This window comes from Methanococcoides vulcani, assembly GCF_900111645.1.
Classification (GTDB): domain Archaea; phylum Halobacteriota; class Methanosarcinia; order Methanosarcinales; family Methanosarcinaceae; genus Methanococcoides; species Methanococcoides vulcani.
Map to the genome: position 1 here is coordinate 172,319 of NZ_FOHQ01000002.1, position 20,130 is coordinate 192,448.

At 38.5% G+C, this 20,130-nt stretch carries 19 protein-coding genes and 1 pseudogene; 9 read left to right on the forward strand and 11 right to left on the reverse strand.

The window, feature by feature from the left end; translation table 11 throughout:
* Positions 1-7: 7 nt before the first annotated feature.
* A complete protein-coding gene (locus BMX02_RS11800; protein WP_177165245.1) occupies positions 8-274 on the reverse strand; it encodes an apurinic/apyrimidinic endonuclease family protein in 267 nt (88 codons plus the stop codon).
* A gap of 134 nt (positions 275-408) precedes the next feature.
* Positions 409-657, reverse strand: coding sequence for a hypothetical protein (locus tag BMX02_RS11805; RefSeq protein ID WP_177165246.1), 249 nt, complete (start codon positions 655-657; stop codon positions 409-411).
* 359 nt (positions 658-1,016) lie between these two features.
* Between BMX02_RS11805 and BMX02_RS04145 the strand changes: the two genes are divergently transcribed.
* The 7 genes from BMX02_RS04145 to BMX02_RS04175 all read left to right on the forward strand — a co-directional run bounded on the left by BMX02_RS04145 (position 1,017) and on the right by BMX02_RS04175 (position 10,080).
* Positions 1,017-1,964 (forward strand): glycosyltransferase family 2 protein, encoded by a 948-nt coding sequence (locus tag BMX02_RS04145; RefSeq protein ID WP_244624815.1) that lies wholly within the window; start codon positions 1,017-1,019, stop codon positions 1,962-1,964.
* Positions 1,965-2,091: 127 nt separating this feature from the next.
* The gene (locus tag BMX02_RS04150; RefSeq protein WP_091689430.1) at positions 2,092-3,345 is read left to right on the forward strand and encodes a glycosyltransferase family 4 protein; all 1,254 of its coding nucleotides are present in this window, start codon (positions 2,092-2,094) and stop codon (positions 3,343-3,345) included.
* A complete protein-coding gene (locus BMX02_RS04155; protein WP_244624817.1) occupies positions 3,329-4,561 on the forward strand; it encodes a prenyltransferase/squalene oxidase repeat-containing protein in 1,233 nt (410 codons plus the stop codon). Before BMX02_RS04150 ends, BMX02_RS04155 begins: the two co-directional genes overlap by 17 nt.
* Position 4,562: 1 nt before the next feature.
* On the forward strand, positions 4,563-5,993 hold the full coding sequence (locus tag BMX02_RS04160; RefSeq protein WP_091689432.1) for a phenylacetate--CoA ligase family protein: 1,431 nt from the start codon (positions 4,563-4,565) through the stop codon (positions 5,991-5,993).
* Positions 5,994-6,005: 12 nt separating this feature from the next.
* Entirely contained in the window at positions 6,006-7,109 is a 1,104-nt protein-coding gene (locus BMX02_RS04165) for a glycosyltransferase family 4 protein (protein ID WP_091689434.1), read from the forward strand.
* A 35-nt stretch (positions 7,110-7,144) separates the two neighbouring features.
* Positions 7,145-8,296, forward strand: a complete 1,152-nt coding sequence (locus BMX02_RS04170) for a glycosyltransferase family 4 protein (protein WP_177165247.1) — start codon at positions 7,145-7,147, stop codon at positions 8,294-8,296.
* 26 nt (positions 8,297-8,322) lie between these two features.
* Positions 8,323-10,080: a hypothetical protein gene (locus BMX02_RS04175; protein ID WP_143052420.1), complete on the forward strand. Its 1,758-nt coding sequence runs from the start codon at positions 8,323-8,325 to the stop codon at positions 10,078-10,080.
* Between the two features lie 46 nt (positions 10,081-10,126).
* Here the strand turns inward: BMX02_RS04175 and BMX02_RS04180 are convergent, their stop codons facing one another.
* The 8 genes and pseudogenes from BMX02_RS04180 to BMX02_RS04210 all read right to left on the reverse strand — a co-directional run bounded on the left by BMX02_RS04180 (position 10,127) and on the right by BMX02_RS04210 (position 18,700).
* Entirely contained in the window at positions 10,127-11,449 is a 1,323-nt protein-coding gene (locus tag BMX02_RS04180) for an oligosaccharide flippase family protein (protein WP_135643922.1), read from the reverse strand.
* Positions 11,450-11,544: 95 nt separating this feature from the next.
* Complete coding sequence (locus BMX02_RS04185; RefSeq protein WP_091689442.1) at positions 11,545-12,807, reverse strand: nucleotide sugar dehydrogenase; 1,263 nt, start codon at positions 12,805-12,807, stop codon at positions 11,545-11,547.
* Positions 12,808-12,829: 22 nt separating this feature from the next.
* Positions 12,830-13,897, reverse strand: coding sequence for a non-hydrolyzing UDP-N-acetylglucosamine 2-epimerase (gene wecB / locus BMX02_RS04190; RefSeq protein WP_091689444.1), 1,068 nt, complete (start codon positions 13,895-13,897; stop codon positions 12,830-12,832).
* 32 nt (positions 13,898-13,929) lie between these two features.
* Positions 13,930-14,916, reverse strand: coding sequence for an NAD-dependent epimerase/dehydratase family protein (locus BMX02_RS04195; RefSeq protein ID WP_091689445.1), 987 nt, complete (start codon positions 14,914-14,916; stop codon positions 13,930-13,932).
* A gap of 486 nt (positions 14,917-15,402) precedes the next feature.
* Positions 15,403-15,589, reverse strand: a pseudogene (locus tag BMX02_RS12110) (hypothetical protein); the annotation flags it as partial.
* 10 nt (positions 15,590-15,599) lie between these two features.
* A complete protein-coding gene (locus tag BMX02_RS04200; protein WP_135643927.1) occupies positions 15,600-16,778 on the reverse strand; it encodes a carboxylate--amine ligase in 1,179 nt (392 codons plus the stop codon).
* Between the two features lie 48 nt (positions 16,779-16,826).
* Positions 16,827-17,873 (reverse strand): polysaccharide deacetylase family protein, encoded by a 1,047-nt coding sequence (locus tag BMX02_RS04205; RefSeq protein WP_244624818.1) that lies wholly within the window; start codon positions 17,871-17,873, stop codon positions 16,827-16,829.
* Between the two features lie 422 nt (positions 17,874-18,295).
* Positions 18,296-18,700: a phosphopantetheine adenylyltransferase gene (locus tag BMX02_RS04210; protein ID WP_091689449.1), complete on the reverse strand. Its 405-nt coding sequence runs from the start codon at positions 18,698-18,700 to the stop codon at positions 18,296-18,298.
* 29 nt (positions 18,701-18,729) lie between these two features.
* Between BMX02_RS04210 and BMX02_RS04215 the strand changes: the two genes are divergently transcribed.
* The gene (locus BMX02_RS04215) at positions 18,730-19,041 is read left to right on the forward strand and encodes a nucleotidyltransferase family protein (RefSeq protein WP_091689451.1); all 312 of its coding nucleotides are present in this window, start codon (positions 18,730-18,732) and stop codon (positions 19,039-19,041) included.
* Positions 19,038-19,379, forward strand: coding sequence for a HepT-like ribonuclease domain-containing protein (locus tag BMX02_RS04220; RefSeq protein WP_091689453.1), 342 nt, complete (start codon positions 19,038-19,040; stop codon positions 19,377-19,379). The genes BMX02_RS04215 and BMX02_RS04220 overlap by 4 nt, the downstream gene beginning before the upstream one ends.
* A 175-nt stretch (positions 19,380-19,554) precedes the next feature.
* Here the strand turns inward: BMX02_RS04220 and BMX02_RS04225 are convergent, their stop codons facing one another.
* On the reverse strand, positions 19,555-20,037 hold the full coding sequence (locus BMX02_RS04225) for a phosphopantetheine adenylyltransferase (protein ID WP_091689455.1): 483 nt from the start codon (positions 20,035-20,037) through the stop codon (positions 19,555-19,557).
* Positions 20,038-20,130 lie beyond the last annotated feature (93 nt).

Genomic DNA, 20,130 nt, shown 5'->3' on the forward strand with positions numbered 1-20,130 from the left:
TCTCAATTCATTGCTCCCGAAACGCTGCCATCATATCAGCACAATTATAATCTGACTCCCGGAGCACCAGGTGGTTCTTCTCCCCCTTATCCCCATACGCAATGCCGGAAACGTGCCAGTGCATATCCTCAAGCCCTTCCCGGCCGGGATATTCCTCCACCTTCCCGTGCACGCCCCTGAACTCTTCCAGTGTGTTATACTCCCCGCTGCTTCGTGCGTGCAGATGCGAGAAATCGATACAGGGCATGACCCCCTCGATGGCTAACGCCATCATCAGGGTCTCCTCCCGGCTGCCGAATTGCGTCGGTTTGCCGGTGGTCTTTCGGGCGAAGCACAGCGTCGATGCCCTCGTCCTCAAGTCGTGATGCAAGCCTGCCAAGCAGCCCGCTGACCCTTTCAAGCACTTCCTCACTGCCCTGCTTGTGGTGGCAGGCAGGATGGAATAATGGATGATGCACCGCAGAGTGCACCGATGCGGACCGACTGGCAGATGCGCTCGATACTGGCCTCGATCTTCTCGTCCCAGGGATTTGTGTATGTGGGGGTGGTATGAATTTGTGAGGGTTTTTGGTGAGGATGTGTATTTGTGTATCTTGGATTATATGTGTTTCTGGAAGTGTATATGATATTTCGTTCATCTGGAATGGTTGAACACATGCGACCGGTGTCTATTATTTTATTTTTCGAATAATTATGATGCAAAAATAGTACGAATATGTGTATATGCGAAATACGATATAGATTTGTCAAATGATTGAAAACGCATCCAATGTCCTTTACTTATTGCAACTTTCTAAGAGAGTATTATCTAAAACAAGTATATTTATATAATATGTTTCTGTTCTCTGCACTTCTTATAGGGTATCTAATGGTGTGCAGTTAGTACAATTAGGGTGGATAATATGAGCGACGAAAGTGGATCCGTTCAGGGTACATAGGATTACAGCTGTTACAGCAGGACCGGCATAACCGCTGTACTGCCTGCGTTCAACGAAGGTGTCTCCATCGGGAGTGTGGTGCTCCTTACAAGACACTACGTTGACGAGGTAATAGTGGTCGATGACGGCAGCAGTGACAATACTGCGAAGATCGCTGAAATGGCCGGTGCAAGGGTCATCGTGCATTCCCGGAACATGGGGAAAGGTGCAGCACTGCGAACAGGCTTTGACGCTGCAAAGAACTCCCGCGTGATCGTGACCCTGGACACTGACGGCCAGCACGACCCCCAGCAGATCCCCTGCCTTGTAGCTCCTATCCTTTCAGGCCAGGCTGACATGGTGAACGGCAGCAGATACCTGCACGGCAAGGAGACCGACACCCCCTCATACAGGAGGGTCGGCCAGACAGTGCTCGATCATGCTACCAAGCTTAACAGCGGAATACACATCACCGACACCCAGAGCGGTTTCAGGGCCTTCTCAGGCCACACATACGATGCCTTCCGCTTCAAAGCCGACAACCTCGCCATCGAAAGCGAGATGCTCGCAGATGCCTCCAAAGCAGGTCTGCGAATAAAAGAAGTGGATATAGATGTCCGCTACGACGTGGACTGCTCCACCGAACACCCCGTAAAACATGGCATAGGAGTTCTTGTAAAGATTCTCAGGGACATGGAGTTCAACAAACCCCTGTACTATTTCACAGTTCCCGGCATGGTAATTGGCCTGACCGGCCTGTATTTCGGAATGAGATCCCTGCAGACCTTCTATCTTGGTGGGAGCCTCAATTTCGGCCCAACGATGCTAATGGTAATGCTGACCATCGTAGGCACTTTCATGGCATTCACAGGACTTATCCTGCACTCGATCGCAAGGACCATTCACATGCTTGTTCCAAAGCCTTCGTTCGCTCATCCCAATCCTGAACATGTGAGTGTGGACGAGGATGCTGAAGAGGAAGAGGTTGAGGCTGTGGCAGTGAAGAAGGCTGGTGAGGTGAAGGTTGCTGCGGATGTGCAGCGGTGAGTGGTTTTTGATAAAAATTATCAAAAAAGCTTTGTGAATTGAAATACCGACTTGATACGGAAATATGATTTTTGTGTATATAGTCCAATAATTAATTACTGTAATAGTTTAAATTCAGGTAGGTCAGATGAGGATCCTTATAATATCTCAGCATTTTCCGCCAGAGCGTTCAGGGAATGCTTCTCGCATATTCGATATGTCAAATCATCTTCAAAAATCAGGTGAAGATGTTACTGTGCTTTCTCCTCATCCTAACTTTCCTCATGGTTCATTTAATAGGAAATGGTCCTTTTCTGAATCAAAGAAGGTCAATGAAATAAATTTAGTAAATCTTTTGGCATGGCAGCCAAATGCCAAGGATCCTGGTTTCGTTAGCAGGATGGCATACTATCTATCGTTCCCAATGCATACGATTTTATGGATTCTTCTCCATCATCGTAAATTTGATGTAATTATCACTTCTGCACCTCCGATATTCACAGGATTTGGGGGATTATTTTCCAAGGTCCTTTTCAGGAAAAAATGGGTTATGGACGTAAGGGATCTATGGATAAATGCATCTATATCACTGGGCTTCCTGAAAGAAGGCAGTTTTTTTGAAAAGATCAGCCGGATGTATGAACAGGGCTGTTATTCAAGAGCAGATCTTATCAGTGGTACTACCCAGGAACTCGGTGAAGACATTTTACGAACTTACAGGAATATTGATGAGAACAAGGTGAAAGTAACTCCCAATGGAGTTGATATTGAGCTTTTCTATCCTGTTGATGTTCCAAAGAAGAACCAGATGATCTATGCAGGGAATATCGGTCATGCACAGGATCTGGAAAACGTGATACTTTCTTTGAAGAAGATCAATGAAAAGTTCGATCTGAAGCTTATAATTGCTGGTGATGGAGACATCAAAGAGGATCTTATGAAGGTAACATCTGAGAACGGACTTGATGATCTGGTCGAATTCCCTGGCATGGTCCCAAGGGAATCCGTCCCTAAAATGTTCTCTGAATCACTGATCGGTCTTGCACCACTGAAGAAGTTGAAGACACTTGAATATGCAGTGCCTACAAAGGCATATGAGTGCATGGCATGTGGAATTCCCTTTGTGGGTTGTGGAGAAGGCGAGATCAGAAAACTTGCAGAAACCTCTGGTGGAGGAGTCATTGCAGAGAACTCTGCAGATGACATTGCTGCTACTATATTGGATTTATTGGAAGATCCCCAGAAGATGGATGAGATGGGGAAAAAAGGGCGTGCTTTTGTTGAAAAGAACTACAGTCGTAAGCAAATTGCTGCCGGATTAAAAGAGAACCTCCACAACATCGGTACTGAAAAAATGAACATCGATTACAGTGATGGTATAGGATATGCAGGATCTGAATAATCGCATCTACAGAACAATATCCCATATAATTGAGAATGGGATCTATCCAAATCTGAAGATAGAGGACGATGTAGCCTATACTATAGACCCGGTTTATGGAATTGCAAGGAACAGGGTCAATGCCGAATGTGTCAAGACACTGATAAGGATCAATGGAATGGATGGAAAAGACCATACCGAGATCATAGAGAAACTCCTGAACCAGCTTGTTAAAAAGCAGAGTCCTGATGGTTGCTGGAACGAGATCCATGTCAAATACGATGAGCCTTCAGCACTTATTACATCCATTGTTGGTGAAGCACTTCTTGATGGATATGTCGCCCTCCGGAGAAAAGACCTCGAAAGAACGATCCAGCTTGCAAAGGATTTCGTACTTGCAAACTATACCTCTCCGGGATATTTCAAAAAATCTTCCGTATATGTTGCGGACCACCTTAATGTGGATGCCACCTGCGGAGCATTTATTGCAAAATATGGCAAGGTGTTCTCCGATGAAGAGTGCATTGAGATCGCAAAGAAAACCGCTGAGCATATCTGCAAATACCAGTTCCCTGATGGAGCTTATCCTTATACCAATGAAAACCACGGGAACTATCAATACGGTCTTGAGATCCCCTGCATCCATTACCAGGGCGTGACGATCTACTACCTTTTGAAGATCATCGATGCGCTTGAAAGCAACTGGCTTGACCAGGAGCTTAAGAAAGGGATCGAATGGCTGGCATCCGTACAATACAATGATGGACGATTCGATTGGTCCAAAAGCGGATTGATGTTTGCCTATTACCTAAGCGGTGCCTACGCATTTGCAATCCCCTGCTTCCTATATGGAAACAAATGGGACAGCAGATACATACAAAATTCAGAGAAGGCAATGGACGTCCTGGAGAACAATATCAGGGACATTGCAAACAGATGGGAAAGTGCATCAATGAAAAGCCTTCCATCCTCATTGATCACCTCGATCAGAACTGCCAATCTAGGAGATTACCCTATCAAACACAGAGCCTTCAGGTTTGGTTACGGGATGTATAGGCAGTATGCAAGACGCAGATTCGCAGATACAGTGGACCCGAAATTATTCAACTTATTATCATCGGTAATGGGGATCGAAACATCAACTATAGAACCGGATAACAACTTCCCGGATATTTTCATGACATCTGAGATACTGGATTGTTTAAGTTATTCATTAGATCATATGGTGGTTGATTGATATGATCCCAGAATTAGCAAAATTTCCTAAATTAGAGAAAATACTGGCTTCAGCATATGACAATTGCCCATACTATCTTCATAACCTTGCAGTGTCTGCATATGGCTATTATTATAGGAAACAAAACTTAAATGAGCGTGTTTTTAGCCACCTAAATGAATTGGAAAAAACCCAATACTACAACAGATCAGACTTAGAAGAATACCAAAATAAAAAATTAAGGTCATTGGTAAAACACGCTTATGAAAATGTCCCATATTATCATAGAATATTCAAGGCTAACAATCTGACTCCTGATGATATAAGGACTAAAGATGATCTGGTGAAATTACCATATCTAACAAAAGATGATATTCGTCATAATTTCCAAGATCTCATCGCAAAGAATTATGACATCAAGGAATTGCAACTGGTGCATACAAGCGGAACAACTGGCTCTCCATTAAAATTCTACTGGGATAAAAATCTAATGGAAATGGAGAATGCATTTATTCGAAGACACTGGGGATGGGCAGGTTTTGGTATCAATGATCAGCGTGTCACTCTAAGGGGGAACGTGATCGTTCCATTGTCCAAAAAGAAGAAACCTTTCTGGAGATATAATCTCCCTGAAAAGCAGGTGTTTTTTTCATCATTTCATATGAATAATGAAACACTTCCAGATTACGTGGAAAAAATTAGAAAAATATCTCCAAAAGCAATACAGGGATACCCTTCAACAATTTACACTTTGGCTAGATACATGCTTGATAATGATGTTGTAATTCCAGTAGATGCTGTTTTCACATCATCTGAGCCCATATACTCTGTTCAAAGGGAGACGATTGAAAAACAGTTCCAGTGCAAAATATATGATCTATACGGTCTGTCTGAGCGTACACTAGCTTCAGGACAGTGTTCGCATGGAAATTACCACATCTATTCTGAGTACGGTATTGTTGAATTAACAAAAGATGATAAAATCATAGACAACTATGATGAAATTGGTGAAATTGTTTCAACGGGTTTGAATAACTATGGAATGCCCCTAATTAGATACAAAACAGGAGATGTTACTAGATTAAAGGAAGGGGAATGTGAGTGTGGAAGAAGTCTACCTCTTATGGAAGCCGTAGAAACAAAATTAGAGGACATGATTATGACTCCCGAGGGAAACGTCTTATCATCATCTGTCATGACGCACCCATTTAAGCCACTGGTAAACATTGAAAGATCCCAGATCATCCAAGAATCTATAGATAGGATCATAATTAAAATTGTAAAAAGACCTGAATATTCTGAAAAAGATAGTGAATTATTGCTAAATGAGTTTCGTTCAAGGGTTGGTCCTAATATGGGTATCAATCTGGAGTTCGTTGATGAAATCTCTCGGACAAAGGCTGGAAAATATAGATGGATAATTTCGAAAGTTACCAACGATCTTGAAAAATGATATGGCATTAATATGACTAATAAAAATACTGTCTTGATTTTGGGACCTACGCCTCCTCCGATGGGGGGAATTGCAACTTATGTAGGGGATCTGCTAAAATCGGGTATTAACGATGAGTACAATGTTTTATATCTCGATACAACAAGAGATTATTCTATAAAAAAATCTTTAATAAAAAATCTATTGTTATTTTTAAAAAACAAATTTAAATTAATATATTTACTATCTTTTAAGCGCCCAAAAATAGTACATATTCATACTTCCTCCTATATGGCATTCTGGGAAAAATCTATATTTTTGATTGTTTCAAAACTTTTTTTCACTAAAGTTATAATGCACATACATGGTGGAGGCTTCAGTGAATTTTATCAAAATACTCGAATTCCCCTTACTAAATCATTGATTAGATTCTTTTTAAATATATCTGATAGAATAATTGTATTATCTAATGGTTGGAATGATTTTTTCGCAGAGATTGTAAATAAGAATAAAATTATAGTCATTCCGAATGGCGTTTATTCCGATTTGTACCTTCCTGACAATGTACTAAAATCGAAAAATGGATTTATTCATATATTATTTGCTGGATACCTAGCAAAGGAAAAGGGGATATATGATATCTTGGATTCCATTCCACACGTTTTGCAAAAACATAATAATGCTCGATTTGTTTTCGCTGGTATAGAAGAAAAGCTGGGTGAATTTGACAAGATCAAAAAATATGCAAGTGAACTAAATATTGATAACAATACTTTCTTCTTAGGAATGCTTTCTAAGCAGGAAATGGTTGATACATACAAAAAATCAAATATATTCATATTGCCTTCATATATTGAAGGGTTACCAATTTCAATATTGGAAGCAATGGCTGCAGGGTTACCGATAATTTCTACACCTGTTGGTGGGATTCCAGAGGTGATTGTGGATGGAGAAAATGGTTTTCTTATCACTCCGGGCGATTCTCTTGAATTAGCAAATAAAATCATTGAACTAATCGGAAGTCTGAAATTAAGAATGATGATGGGTGAATTTAATCAAGAAAAAATTCGAAATAACTATGATTGGAAAATCATTGCGAATCAAATTTCTGATGAGTACAATAAGCTATTGGAATGAATCAAAAACTTATATAAAAAATTATGGTTGGTACTATGAAAGTATGTTATATCGGTGAATTCCCATTGCCAAATCATTCTCCAGGAGCGGGACCTGAAAATGTATTGTATAATCTTGTAAAAGGTATTTGCAAATCTAATAATAATATAGATGTAAGTATAGTTACTATCCGTAATGATGTGACAAATCCTTTCACACATGAATATTTTTCAAACGTTCCTGTGCATTATATACCAAGTTTTAAGTTGTTACCTAGAAGTTTTGGAGATCCAATTAAAATTAGGAAATTTATAGAAGAGAATGACTTCGATTTAATACATGCACATTATCCTATAGCATTAGCAAAAATTATGGATATGGACATTCCTAAAATATTGACTTTACATGGAATATTCCATATTGAAAAAAAATTTGTTAAAAATCCATTAACACGTTTACTTTACCATGATTACAATACATATATGTTGAAAAAAATCTTGTCAAAACTGGATGGTTTCGTGGCCATCAGTCCTTATGTGATAGATATACTTAAAGAAATGAATACATATGACAAAATGAATGGGATCTTCCAAATAAATAATCCAATAGATGAGTTATTTTTCTCAATTTCTTCAACTAAAAAGGATAAATCGAATTTTATTATTTATCCTGCCAGAATTACAGAACGAAAAAACCAATTAGCAGCGATAGAAGTAATAAAGCTAGTAAAAGAAAAGGTGCCCGATGTAAAACTTATTTTAACGGGTGGTTCTGATAAAACATATTTAGAAAAAGTAAATGAGTCAATTATAAAAAACAATTTAACTCAAAATGTGGAGTATTTGGGAAAGGTGTCAAGAGATAAAATTCTTGAATTATACCAAAAAGCATCAATTGTTTATCTCCTCTCAAATCAAGAAACACAACCAATGTCAATAATAGAGTCGATGGCAACAGGAACTCCTGTAATAGTATCTAAAATAAACAGTAATAAATATCTGGTTGAAAATGGAGTAAATGGTTATCTCATGGATCAAAACGACCCAGAAAAGATAGCCGAATGCACAGTTGAATTGCTTGCAAATAAAGAAAAAAGAGTGAAAATGGGTGAATGTGCTAGACACATAGCACAAAATAAATACAATTCAGATATAATTGTCGAGCAAACACTGGAAATGTACAAGAAAATATTAGGGGTAAAACAGTGAATATGAATCGTTTATCCAGCATTTTTTTGAGTCTTGGATTCCTTACGTTGTGTGGCATATTATATGTGATCTATAGCACACCGAATGCTGCAGGATATGAACTAACTATTTATGATGCTTTTCCTGGATATTTTTTCTTTTTATTTATAGTTGCATATTTTTTTGGATATTCAGTTATATTTGGATCATTAAAGGGAAAAAATGAAACAATTATGTACTTTGTTTTTGCTTTTCTCCTTATCTTAATGGCAAATACTATTCTTTTATCATTAAGCAATTTACATGGATACTGGCTTTATGGAAGAGGTGAAGGAGATGTTTTGTTTCATATCGGAGTTATGAAGGACATAGTTCAAACTGGACACGTACATAATGAGGTTTTTTACCCAATATTACATTTACTAGGGACTACAATATTTTATGTCACAAACATTTCTTTTGAAAATATAACAACTCTAATCAGCATAATGTTTACTTTGTGCTTTTCATTATATGTTTACTTTTTAGCATCATCAATAACTGAGAAAGTTTGGAAAAAGATTATAATTGTAGGATATTCAACTTTATTGATTTTTTCAGTATTCAATTTAAGGGTGCATCCTTCTGTTTTGTCAGCCATCATGTTGCCTTTGATATTAGGCTCTTATCAATATAAATCGTGGGCGAATAAAAAACCTGTAGAATTTTCAATAATAATCCTAATACTAGCATTTTTAATAACATTCATGCATCCAATTACAACAATTCTTTTACTAATATTGATCGTAGGGTATTTCTTCATAAATAAAATTCATAAAAAATCTGCTTTCTCTGATGCAAAAGAATTAAATCTTGCTCTATTAATTTCAATAGCATTTTTTGCTTGGTACCTATCTTATTCCTCTATATTACGCTATTTCAAAATAATCTATACTTCATTGTTATCCGAATCTGATACTTCAATAAGTAATTACTATATGGATATATATTCAACATCTCAACTATCTGCATACAATACCATTAAATATTTATTTTGGAATTATGGATATTTAGTAATACTATTTGGGATTGCAACATTATTCATCGTTTCAAATCTGTACAAGCATCACAAAAAAGTAGATTTACCTTTAGTTAATATTTCATATTCATATTTCCAATTTATTGGATTTTTGATTTCAATTAGCTTTATGGTTGGCTATTTTATAGAATTCGAAGTTATAAGGGTATCGAGACTTGCAGTTATATTATCCGTAATTACTTGTGGACTATTTTCAATAGAGTTTATAAAAATTAATAAAAAATATATAATTTTTCCATTTATAATACTAATTCTTTTAAGTTCTTTTTTTGTTTTCAATGTATATTCATCACCACATCAATCATCTCCGAATTATCATATGACTGAAATGGAATATTCAGGGTTAGAATGGATAATAGTGAATCGAAATAATGATTTGCAATTTGTAAGTAACACGAACATTTGGAAAAATGGATTCTATATTTTAGGTTATGGAGAAAGTTTAAAAGATCCGATAAATAAGAATCGAAACAAATTACCTACAAATTATGGTTATGAAAAGTACGAATCATTTAATGATGCGGTTATAAATGAATTAGAGCTCAATGAATCCTTTTATACAACTTATGATACATATATGGAAATTAATTATAAAGTATTGCCTACAGAAGTTTGGGACATTGCTAGCAAGTACAACAAAAGTTATATCGAAATGGATAAATCTGTAAGCGTAATATATTCAAATGGTGAGCATGAAAATTGGCTTGTTAATATTTATTCTTTTTAAGTATATGTGGGACGAATTTTGATTAAACATCAAAGGGTATATACACTCACTCCTCATTTATTACTTTATACTGTTTGTAATTCCAGTTAGTGAACATTACGCACATACCAATGCAATATGATAATGCAGTTGCCCCTATTGCTCCATGAAGTCCAAAATTAGGTATCAAATACAAATTGAGAAATATATTAGCAATAGCTATTGTGACACTTCCACTCATCGTTAATTTAACGCCCTCAATACCTATAGAATTAAATGTCCATATGTATATATCGTACACTACAAATAATACTGATGTAATTGCAAAAATCAAAACCAAGGATAAATTGATTGGATAATTGTCTCCGTACAAATTTAGTATAATGTATTGTGCAATTGCTGAGAATGGTAAACCAAAAAGAATAATAAATGGTATTATCTTTTTAATCTTTTTCAATATTGATCTTTTATCATTATATTTGGATATAGTTGGAAATAAAACTGTAATTAGAATTCCAGAAAATAAACCTAGGACATTTATCGATGAAAAGATGTAAGCATTATATAGGCCAATATCTTCTACTAGCATATATCTATTTATTAATATTTTATCAATGTTTGTATATAGCACAAATGAAACACAACTAAAAATATCAAAAGCACTGTACTTAATTATTTTTTTAGCCCAGAATTTATTAAAATTTAATCTAACGTACTTATAAATTAGAACTAATATGAGCAGACTTGTAACAACATAAGAAAGATATGTAGAAATTAGCATCGATTTAAATGAAAAATAATTACCAAAAATAAGAAGCATAAATACACCTAATAAAAGAAATCCATATGCAAATCTCAATAAAGAAAAAATCTTCATTTTATGCAAACTGCGTAGGGTATTAATTGTTAGTGTATGGAATACAAACACAAATGCAAAAACAATAGACAAATATAAGAAATCAACACTAATTGAAAAAATCTGGGACAATTCCGATGAAAATTCTAGATATATAAGTGTAGAAGCAATCGTAAAGATCAATACTAAAATGTATGACGTTGATATGATGCTTTTCTGTCTAAAAAAGTCACCTTTTTCTGAATTATATTTCACCATCGCAGTACTAATCCCAAAAAGCATTGGGATATATAGCAACATTGCAACCGAGTTAACAAGGACATATTTTCCATATTCAGTGGGTCCCAAAATTCTTCCTGCTAATACATTAAATATAAATGAAAATCCTGTGGCAAGAATTGTCCCCGTAGCAACATAAAGCATATTTTCTAAGAAATGAATGACTTCATTACTCATTTTTTCATGATATATTCTTTCATAAAGAACGGAAAATGAATTCTTAGTCATGTTTGAAATAAATGTTCTAATGGACAACTCACCACAACCATTCTAAGCAAGTTTATTTTTGTTTTAGATTAAGTGGAAACAATATGCTTTTCAGATTTGATCAGCATAGCCTAGGTAAATATTTACCTTTGATTAATTTTGCCAATGAGATTTATATTAAAATCAAAATGGCTCCAGTATGAAGTATTGATAACATTCCGTGTATCCAAGACATTTAGGTTTGACATACTTTCATAGAAGTTCTTCGGTTCCATTTCTCTAAATACACTGTGATCTGTCAATATAACAATACAATCACTTCCTTCCACAGCCTCGTTAAGTCCCAAAATCGGATAATCAAAATCCTTCACATAAGGGTCATAGATTTTGACATTATACCCTTCCTTCTCTGCAAGCTTGATGAACTTCCTTGCAGGGGTTGCTCGGGTATCTCCGATGTCTCCTTTATAGGCCACCCCGAAAACGGTTATTGTAGGATTGTCAATACCATTGATCATCTCTTTGACCATTCCCAGTACATGGACTGGCATGGAGTCATTGATCTGACGAGAGAGCATGATGAGCCCGCTGCTCTTTGCATCTTCTGTCAGGAACCAGGGGTCTATGGCAATGCAGTGTCCTCCAACACCGGGCCCTGGTTTGTGGATGTTCACCCTGGGATGCTTGTTCGCAATATCAATCGCCTCCCAGACGTTTATGCCGCAGTCCTCTGAGATCTTGGCAAGCTCATTGGCGAGGGCGATGTTCACATCACGATAGGTGTTCTCCATAAGCTTGATCATTTCAGCGGTGTTGTTGTTGGTGAGGTAGAGATTTCCTTTTACGAAAGATAAGTAGAGTTCTTTTGTGATCTCTGTTGATGGTTTATCGATGCCACCGATCACCCGGTCGTTGTGTACCATTTCGTAGAGTGTATTTCCGGGTATTGCTCTCTCGGGGCAGTGGCTGATGTGAAAATCTTCTGGTGCTTTCAGGCCGGATCTTTGAAGTGTCTGTCTGACACGGTTCTCACAGGTCTTTGGTGGGATCGTGGATTCTATGATAACCAGATTTCCTTTGTTGAGGTGAGGATGGATCATATCGCAGGCCGAGATCACATATTTCAGATCGGCCATTTTCAGGTCTGCATCGAATGGAGTGGGTACTGCTACAAGGAATGTGTTTGCTTCTTCGACCTCGGTTGTAGCTCTGAATGTATTATTTGCAATGGAATTGTCCAGAAGTTCCTGGAATCCTTCTTCTTCGAAGGGCATTTTTCCATTTTTGAGGCTCTCTACAACTTTTGGATTGACATCAACACCGACCACTTCATGGCCGTTGTTGGCAAACAAAAGGGCGGTTGGCAGTCCAATATATCCCATTCCAAGTACGCAGATCTTTGACATTGAATCCCTTCTGATAATTTTGTTATAGTAATTTTTTAATGGTAAGTTCGCCGGCAGTTCCATTTCCGTATGGGTTTGTCCAGTCGCTGTTCTTCTTTATCATGGTCTCTACGGCATCCATGATGTTTGCTCCGATACCTGCGACCACATTTGATCCCACTTCCACGGTTTCAGGTCTCTCGGTATTGTCCCTGAGTGTCACACATGGCACTCCGTGGATGCAGGCTTCCTCCTGCAATCCTCCGCTGTCGGTGATTATGAGCTTTGCACCGTTCTCAAGTTGAAGGAAATCCAGATATCCTACGGGTTCTACGATCTGTGTGCCTTCTGGCGCTGTCAGATCGAAGTTTTCCATCATCTTGACAGTTCTGGGGTGTGCAGGGAAGATCATTGGTAATTCATATTTTGAGTGGATCTGTTCGAATGCGTTGAGTATGCTTTGCAGGCGTTCCTTGTTGTCCACGTTCTCTGCACGGTGGATAGTTGTCAGGAAGTATCCTTTTTGTTCCACTCCGAACTTCTCAAGCACGTTCGTTTTTCGTTTAGCTATCTCAAGGTTCTGGAAAACGGCATCTACAACGGTGTTGCCTGTGATGTGTATCTTCTCGTCAGGAATGCCTTCGTTCAGCAGGTATTGTCTCGAGTTCTCTGTGGGTGCAAAAAGATAGTCTGAGATGTGGTCTGCCATGATCCGGTTGATCTCTTCCGGCATATCTCTGTTAAAACTGCGTAGTCCTGCTTCCACATGTCCTACTTTTATGTGGAGTTTTGATGCTGCCAGTGCTCCTGCCAGTACGGTGTTGGTATCTCCCTGAACCAGTACGACATCCGGTGTGTCTTTCAGGAGGATCTGCTCAATACCTGCAAGCATTTTTCCTGTTTGTTCGCCATGCATTCCGGAGCCGACATCAAGATTGTAGGTTGGTTGTGGGAGTTCAAGATCTTCGAAAAATACCCTGTCCATTTCATGGCTGTAGTGCTGGCCGGTATGTAGTATGTAATAGTCAAGTCCCTGTTTTTCACATTCCCTTATTATGGGGCTCATTTTGATGATCTCAGGTCTTGTACCCAGGACAATAGCAACTTTCAATTTTATTCCTCGCTTCTGCTATAATAGTAGTTTTATGAACAGTTCAGTAATGAGTTCACAGTATCCTTCACAAAATCTTCTGATCCTGTGTTGAGGTCCCATCCGAGATCATTCAGCTTATCGATCGAAAGCATCATTTTTGGGACATCTCCTTTCCATCCCCTACTACCGCCAGTATAACTGAATTTCACATCTTTAAGTCCCATTTCTTCAACGATGATTTCTCCTATCCTCGTTGGATTTGTAGTGTCCTCTGATCCAATGTTGAAGATGTTCACTTCATCGTTACTTTTTTCGATAGCAAAAGTGATCGCATCCACACATTCTTTTACTGATAGGTATGATTTGGATTGTTTTCCATCTCCAAGTATCTCAAGATGGTTTGGGTCATTTTTGAGTTTTTCAATAAAATCTACAATTATGCCATGAGTGCCTCTATTGCCAATTATATTGGCAAAACGGAATAGCCATGATTGCATGCTAAAAGTATGTGAGTAAGATGTGATCAGAGCTTCACAGGCCAGTTTGGATGCACCATAGAGAGATATTGGGGCAAGCGGACCATAGTTTTCAGGTGTTGGGATGATCGTTGCTTCTCCATAGACTGTTGATGTGGATGTAAATGCGATCCTTTTAACTTCATTGATGCGCATAGCTTCCAGTACATTGTAGGTTGCGGTGATATTCTGGTCAAAGTGTACCTTTGTATCTGAAGCACCCAGTCTGACATCAGGATTAGCGGCCACGTGGAAAACAAGGTCTTTTTCTTTGCAGGCGTTCTGTATTTCATCTGTGTTTAGCAGGTCACCTTTGATAAATGTAAAATTCGGATTATCTATATGTTGTTCCAAAAACTCCATTTTCCCTGAGCTAAGGTTGTCAAACACAGTAACAGAGTTTCCATCTTTTATCAATCGGTCTACGATATGGCTGCCAATGAAACCCGCTCCACCTGTGACTAATATCTTTTGTGCATCTTTTTCTTCATTACCAATGTCGGGTTTTGCTATGGGGATCATTGTAAATATCTCGCTTTTTGATCAAATTAATAATTTCAACAAAAATAGTCTCTACTAGCCAAAAAACAGAGTTAAAAATAATACTAAGACGTTTTTTAGTAACGATAAACCTTTAGTAGGTCAGACTTCCAGTACTACACTTTCCGGCTCATCACCCATAGCCTTGGAACAACATCCAAGTGTGCAGTACAACTCCCTGTCTGCCACAATCTTATCTACTATGAACTTATTCCCGCATACGGGGCAGCTTTTTTCAACATACCTCAATTTTTACACCCTTTGATATTTTTGCCCACCGAATAAATGATATGTAAAGTTAACTTGTTTTGTACCGAGGTATCCAATGGGAGTAAAAATATTTAAGCTAATTGGTTTGGTTTTTGAGTGTGTATATACAGTATGCTGTGTCGGTTTTCAGTGTTAACTTCGTAGTAAATGTTGTTTTCCTTTATCAAAGCCATCTTTTAAGCTCATATCAATGAAGCATCATTCACGTTTTTCCTTCGATCCCTTCAAATGCCCGTGTACATCGATCTCCCCGTGTACGATCTTTGTGGAAGAAATAGGGATGTCATCGTCGGCCATGACGTGTTCTATTCTGATGATCTTTATCTCGGGCTTGCCGGAGGCCTTTCCTTAGTTCGTTGATCTTCAGGGCTACGGGGTAGGTTTCGGCATCAAGATCATATGATTTTTAATGCTTTTAAGCATATGGCCCCAAGATTTAAAATTATATCTTTACAATCAACTAGAAATGGTTTGATGTCTCTTATATCATATAGTGCAAAATAAGTTTTGTCGGATTTGAATACGTTGTTTAAAAATATACGGTAGTACCCTCTTCTTGTAAGTGTATTTATTACTTCATGCTTCAAATAAACAAAATGAATATCTTTATCTTTTATTTGAATTTGTTCTGGCACTTCTTTTCCAATTGCGTCTAAGTATTGGGTATATTGTATATTTATTCCTGAGAGGTTCCCAACTCTGTGCCACATCATTGAGCGAAGATTTATTTCCATTAACTTGTATTTGTTATCCCTGTGATCATACTTGAACTCAGGTTGTGCTATTCCTTTTATGTCCATTCCATCCAGCAACGTTCTTCCTAAATTCAATACCTCTTCCGGAGCCTCATTGGAAGCACTTGAAAAGACCCCAAAATCATCTGGATACTGGGATAACTTTTTGCCGGTCCATTCATTTGATATTTTTCCACTTTGACTTCGATATCCTACATAAGTATAGATATTTGATCCATTCCCGGGTATTACTTCAGATGCCAAAAATGAAATTCCCATCTTTAAATAATTCTGTAATTTTTCTCTATTATCTTCAAGATCATTTTTATCATTTAATTGTAAATTCCTGAAAACCTGAACTTTTAGATCTTCTCTTTTATGAGGCTTTATTATTACTGGATATTGTATTGATGATATTTTCTCTATATCGTCAATAGTTTCTATGTTCAATGTTTTTGGATATGGGACTCCAAGTTTTTCACAGTATGAGTATTGAACATATTTATCAGAAGATTCTAAGATATTTTCATAATTGAAAGGTAAAAAACAGAATGATCTGATCTCATGGTATATCGCGTGCAAATACTCCAATTCCAGATCATTTGTAGGAAACACAATAATTTTTTCATATATATCATGTAATTTTTTTATTTCCTGGGATAAACTCTCAGGCGTTTTATCGATCAATATGAAATTTTTAATTTTATTACTATGTGCTCCAACTCTTTTTCTCTCATCAAAAAGGATTATGTCATTTACACCCTTTTCGTGCAATTCCTGGATTATTGAATATCCGTTGACATATCCACCCAAAACCAGAGCGCAGTTATCGATCTTCAAAGTCTCTCCCCAAAATTTAATGAACACTGGTAAATTGATATTGTGTGATCATAACTTACTCCACCATTCATACATCTCTTTCCCACTTGTCATCCAGGCATCTTTCTCATAACAATACTTTAAGATCTTCTTATATAATTCCAGATTCTCATCCTGCATGTATATGTTATGCCAGAGTATTGTGATAACACCATTGTACTTTTCGACAGTATCGATCAGTTGCTTTGCGAGGTTCCATGAGGCATTGAAATCTAATCTCATATAATTATTGGAAAGGCAACAGTCCATGATCGTTAGGGGAATTTCTATGATCTCACTCTCTTTTCCTGTTTTCAGGTCGATCGGTCTGAATGGATGGCACATTCCATTCCTGAAGCCTGCACAATCGTTATATCCGAATGTTGTATCGTATTTAAAACCGGCTTTACTTAACATATCCCAGGTCTCAGGAACCTTGAACCTTAAGAAATGGTTTCGATATCCTATTATGCTCTTTCCAAGGATGGTTTCGAGTTTCTCTTTCCTTTTGAGGATGTCTTCGTAATTGTTATACGAGGCATGGCCTCCATGAAGGCCTACTTCCCATCCCCTGGAATCGATGTATCTTATGTCATCCCTGATTGTCTGCAGCTCATAGTTATAGTCCTGTTCTCCAGGTTCAAGTGCAAGAAAATAGAAACTTGATTTGGCATCGTACTTTTCTTCCAGTTCCATTATCTCACGGAAGTTCCGGAATGGATGCTTCCGTTTGTCAACTGTATAGGTAAGGTAATCAACCGCATCTCTAATATTGCCTTTGATGGCAGATCTCATGGAAATAGATGCACAAACGAGGGGGTCCTGATGGGTTTCATCTATATCATGAGTAAGGCAGACTGCAAATTTCTTTCCATCCGGATATTCCGGTTTGAAGCCATTATCTACCAAATATCTGGAAACCTTTGGTTCAAAGACATCCCGGTTATTGCTCAAATAATGTGGAAACCGCTCATACTCGTCCAGAAATAAAGGGTTGTATTCCTCCTTTTTCGTGAAAAGGTCCCATAGTTCCGTTTGTCCTTTCAATTTCTCGACCAATTTGTGATTTGGTATCATATGATATCCTCAGATGTTTAGCTAACATCCCCTCTTATAATCTCTCGATAAATGAACCAAACATCAATTAATCTATAGGCTAGATCACGTTCCTGCAATCTACAACGAGGGGCTGATCTTCTCAGATCTGCACTAAATTCCACTGCAAACTGCTTGCTCGTGCTCTTCAAACAAGCCCCTGGCGTGCAACACAGATCACTTTTGGCTACGCTCTTATCCACAATGAAATTACTGCCACATATAGAGCAAGTATTCTCTACACTAGTCATACTTACTACCTTAACACTCGATATATAGAATGCTCTAAAAATATTTAAGCAAAATGGTTCTATTCTCTTTTATATATTAAAATAGAAACATAAATATTGGTGTAAATTAGTATTTTTGTAGGTGTGGGTAATATTTCACACCAGAACGACATCTCAATTTAGCTTCAAATGGCCGTGTACATCGATCTCCCCGCGTACGATCCTTGTGGAAGAGATGGGTATGTCATCATCGGCCATGACGTATTCTATCCTGATGATCTTGATCTCCGGCTTGCCGGATTCCTTTCTCAGTTCGTTGATCTTCAGGGCTACGGGGTAGGTTTCGGGGGAGACCACGATTGCATCGTAGTCGTCTTCCAGGGTGGTTCCGTAGGGGTCGGTGAGCATCTGGATCTGGTAGCGTTCTTTCGGGATGCCGAGCTCTTTGATAAAATCGGTGAGGTTCTTCTTGCGGGTGGGGTAGTCGGGGATGTCGCGGTTCTTTTCTCCGGCCATGTCGTCGGATGTGATGCCGATGTCCAGTATGTCGTCTCCGGCTGTCTCGAAGGCTTTCTTTATATATCAGCATCAGCATAGATTTGATTAATATGGTTGATCCGAAAAAGAATGAGGAAATTGGAACATATCTGCACAAATTACATGAGATGCTCCCGGATCTGAAGAAAAGGTATCCGGTCAGTTATATGGGGATCTTTGGATCTGTTGTACGGGGGGAGCAGACCTCTTCAAGTGATCTTGATATTCTTGTAGAGTTCAATGGGACCATAACATTGCTTGGCTATGCACGTCTGGAAGAAGAGCTCTCACAGGCTTTTGGCGTGCGTGTGGACCTCGTATCCAAAAATGCCTTAAAACCACGCATTGGCCGGCATATCCTTGCAGAGGTGGTAGAAGCATGATCCGCAGTAGTGTTGATCACCTTGAGGATATCCGGAGTTCCATAGATGATATTCTGACATTTGTGGAAGGATATACCTATGAACGTTTTGAGGATGACAAAAAGACCCAGTATGCTGTCATAAGGGCTCTGGAAGTGATTGGTGAAGCTTCCAAGAACGTATCTTCCGATGTAAGGTCACAGTACCCTTCTGTTCCATGGAGGGAGATGGCCTCAATGCGTGACAGGCTCATTCATGCTTATTTTGGTGTCGATACGCGAATTGTATGGGACACGATACAACAGGATCTTCCATCTCTGGGCTCATCCATCAGCTTGATCCTTAATGATCTGGATTGACCTTTTTTTATTCTTAGAAAAAGTTAGCATGTGCTTATAAAAAGAAACGTGTCTTAATAAGATGTATGCAGGTCATTTGTATATCTGCAACAGCTTCCTCTCACTGCATGATCCGATCACACCCTGGTAGATCTTATGTCTTTGACCGGTGTGGTAAAAGGGCAAGTTTCTGAAATTATTCGGGCTGCTGGTCCGGTGACCCCTTCAGATGCCCGTGTACATCGATCTCCCCGTGTACGATCCTTGTGGAAGAGATGGGGATGTCATCATCGGCCATGACGTATTCTATCCTGATGATCTTTATCTCCGGCTTGCCGGAGGCCTTTCTCAGTTCGTTGATCTTCAGGGCTACGGGGTAGGTTTCGGGGGATACCACGATTGCATCGTAGTCGTCTTCCAGGGTGGTTCCGTAGGGGTCGGTGAGCATCTGGATCTGGTAGCGTTCTTCAGGGATGCCGAGCTCTTTGATAAAATCGGTGAGGTTCTTCTTGCGGGTGGGGTAGTCAGGGATGTCGCGGTCCTTTTCTCCGGCCATGTCGTCGGATGTGAGGCCGATGTCCAACATGTCGTCTCCGGCTGTCTCGAAGGCTTTTCTTATCAGTTGCTTGTGTCCGTCGTGGAGGTATTCGAAAGTTCCTCCTACCGCTGTTCTTCCCATTGTTCTCTGAAATGGGGTTTGTGTAACATAAGTCTTTGTGTTGGGTGATTGTTGATACTCTAAGATGTGTGGAGTGTTTCCACAATGACTTTA

Bases quoted from the DNA above. Each gene is read 5' to 3' on its own strand.
- BMX02_RS11800 (WP_177165245.1), bottom strand. From the start codon at position 274: ATGATGGCGTTAGCCATCGAGGGGGTCATGCCCTGTATCGATTTCTCG.
- BMX02_RS11805 (WP_177165246.1), bottom strand. From the start codon at position 657: ATGTGTTCAACCATTCCAGATGAACGAAATATCATATACACTTCCAGA.
- BMX02_RS04150 (WP_091689430.1), top strand. From the start codon at position 2,092: ATGAGGATCCTTATAATATCTCAGCATTTTCCGCCAGAGCGTTCAGGG.
- BMX02_RS04155 (WP_244624817.1), top strand. From the start codon at position 3,329: ATGCAGGATCTGAATAATCGCATCTACAGAACAATATCCCATATAATT.
- BMX02_RS04160 (WP_091689432.1), top strand. From the start codon at position 4,563: ATGATCCCAGAATTAGCAAAATTTCCTAAATTAGAGAAAATACTGGCT.
- BMX02_RS04165 (WP_091689434.1), top strand. From the start codon at position 6,006: ATGACTAATAAAAATACTGTCTTGATTTTGGGACCTACGCCTCCTCCG.
- BMX02_RS04170 (WP_177165247.1), top strand. From the start codon at position 7,145: ATGAAAGTATGTTATATCGGTGAATTCCCATTGCCAAATCATTCTCCA.
- BMX02_RS04185 (WP_091689442.1), bottom strand. From the start codon at position 12,807: ATGTCAAAGATCTGCGTACTTGGAATGGGATATATTGGACTGCCAACC.
- BMX02_RS04195 (WP_091689445.1), bottom strand. From the start codon at position 14,916: ATGATCCCCATAGCAAAACCCGACATTGGTAATGAAGAAAAAGATGCA.
- BMX02_RS04205 (WP_244624818.1), bottom strand. From the start codon at position 17,873: ATGATACCAAATCACAAATTGGTCGAGAAATTGAAAGGACAAACGGAA.
- BMX02_RS04215 (WP_091689451.1), top strand. From the start codon at position 18,730: ATGGTTGATCCGAAAAAGAATGAGGAAATTGGAACATATCTGCACAAA.
- BMX02_RS04220 (WP_091689453.1), top strand. From the start codon at position 19,038: ATGATCCGCAGTAGTGTTGATCACCTTGAGGATATCCGGAGTTCCATA.
- BMX02_RS04225 (WP_091689455.1), bottom strand. From the start codon at position 20,037: ATGGGAAGAACAGCGGTAGGAGGAACTTTCGAATACCTCCACGACGGA.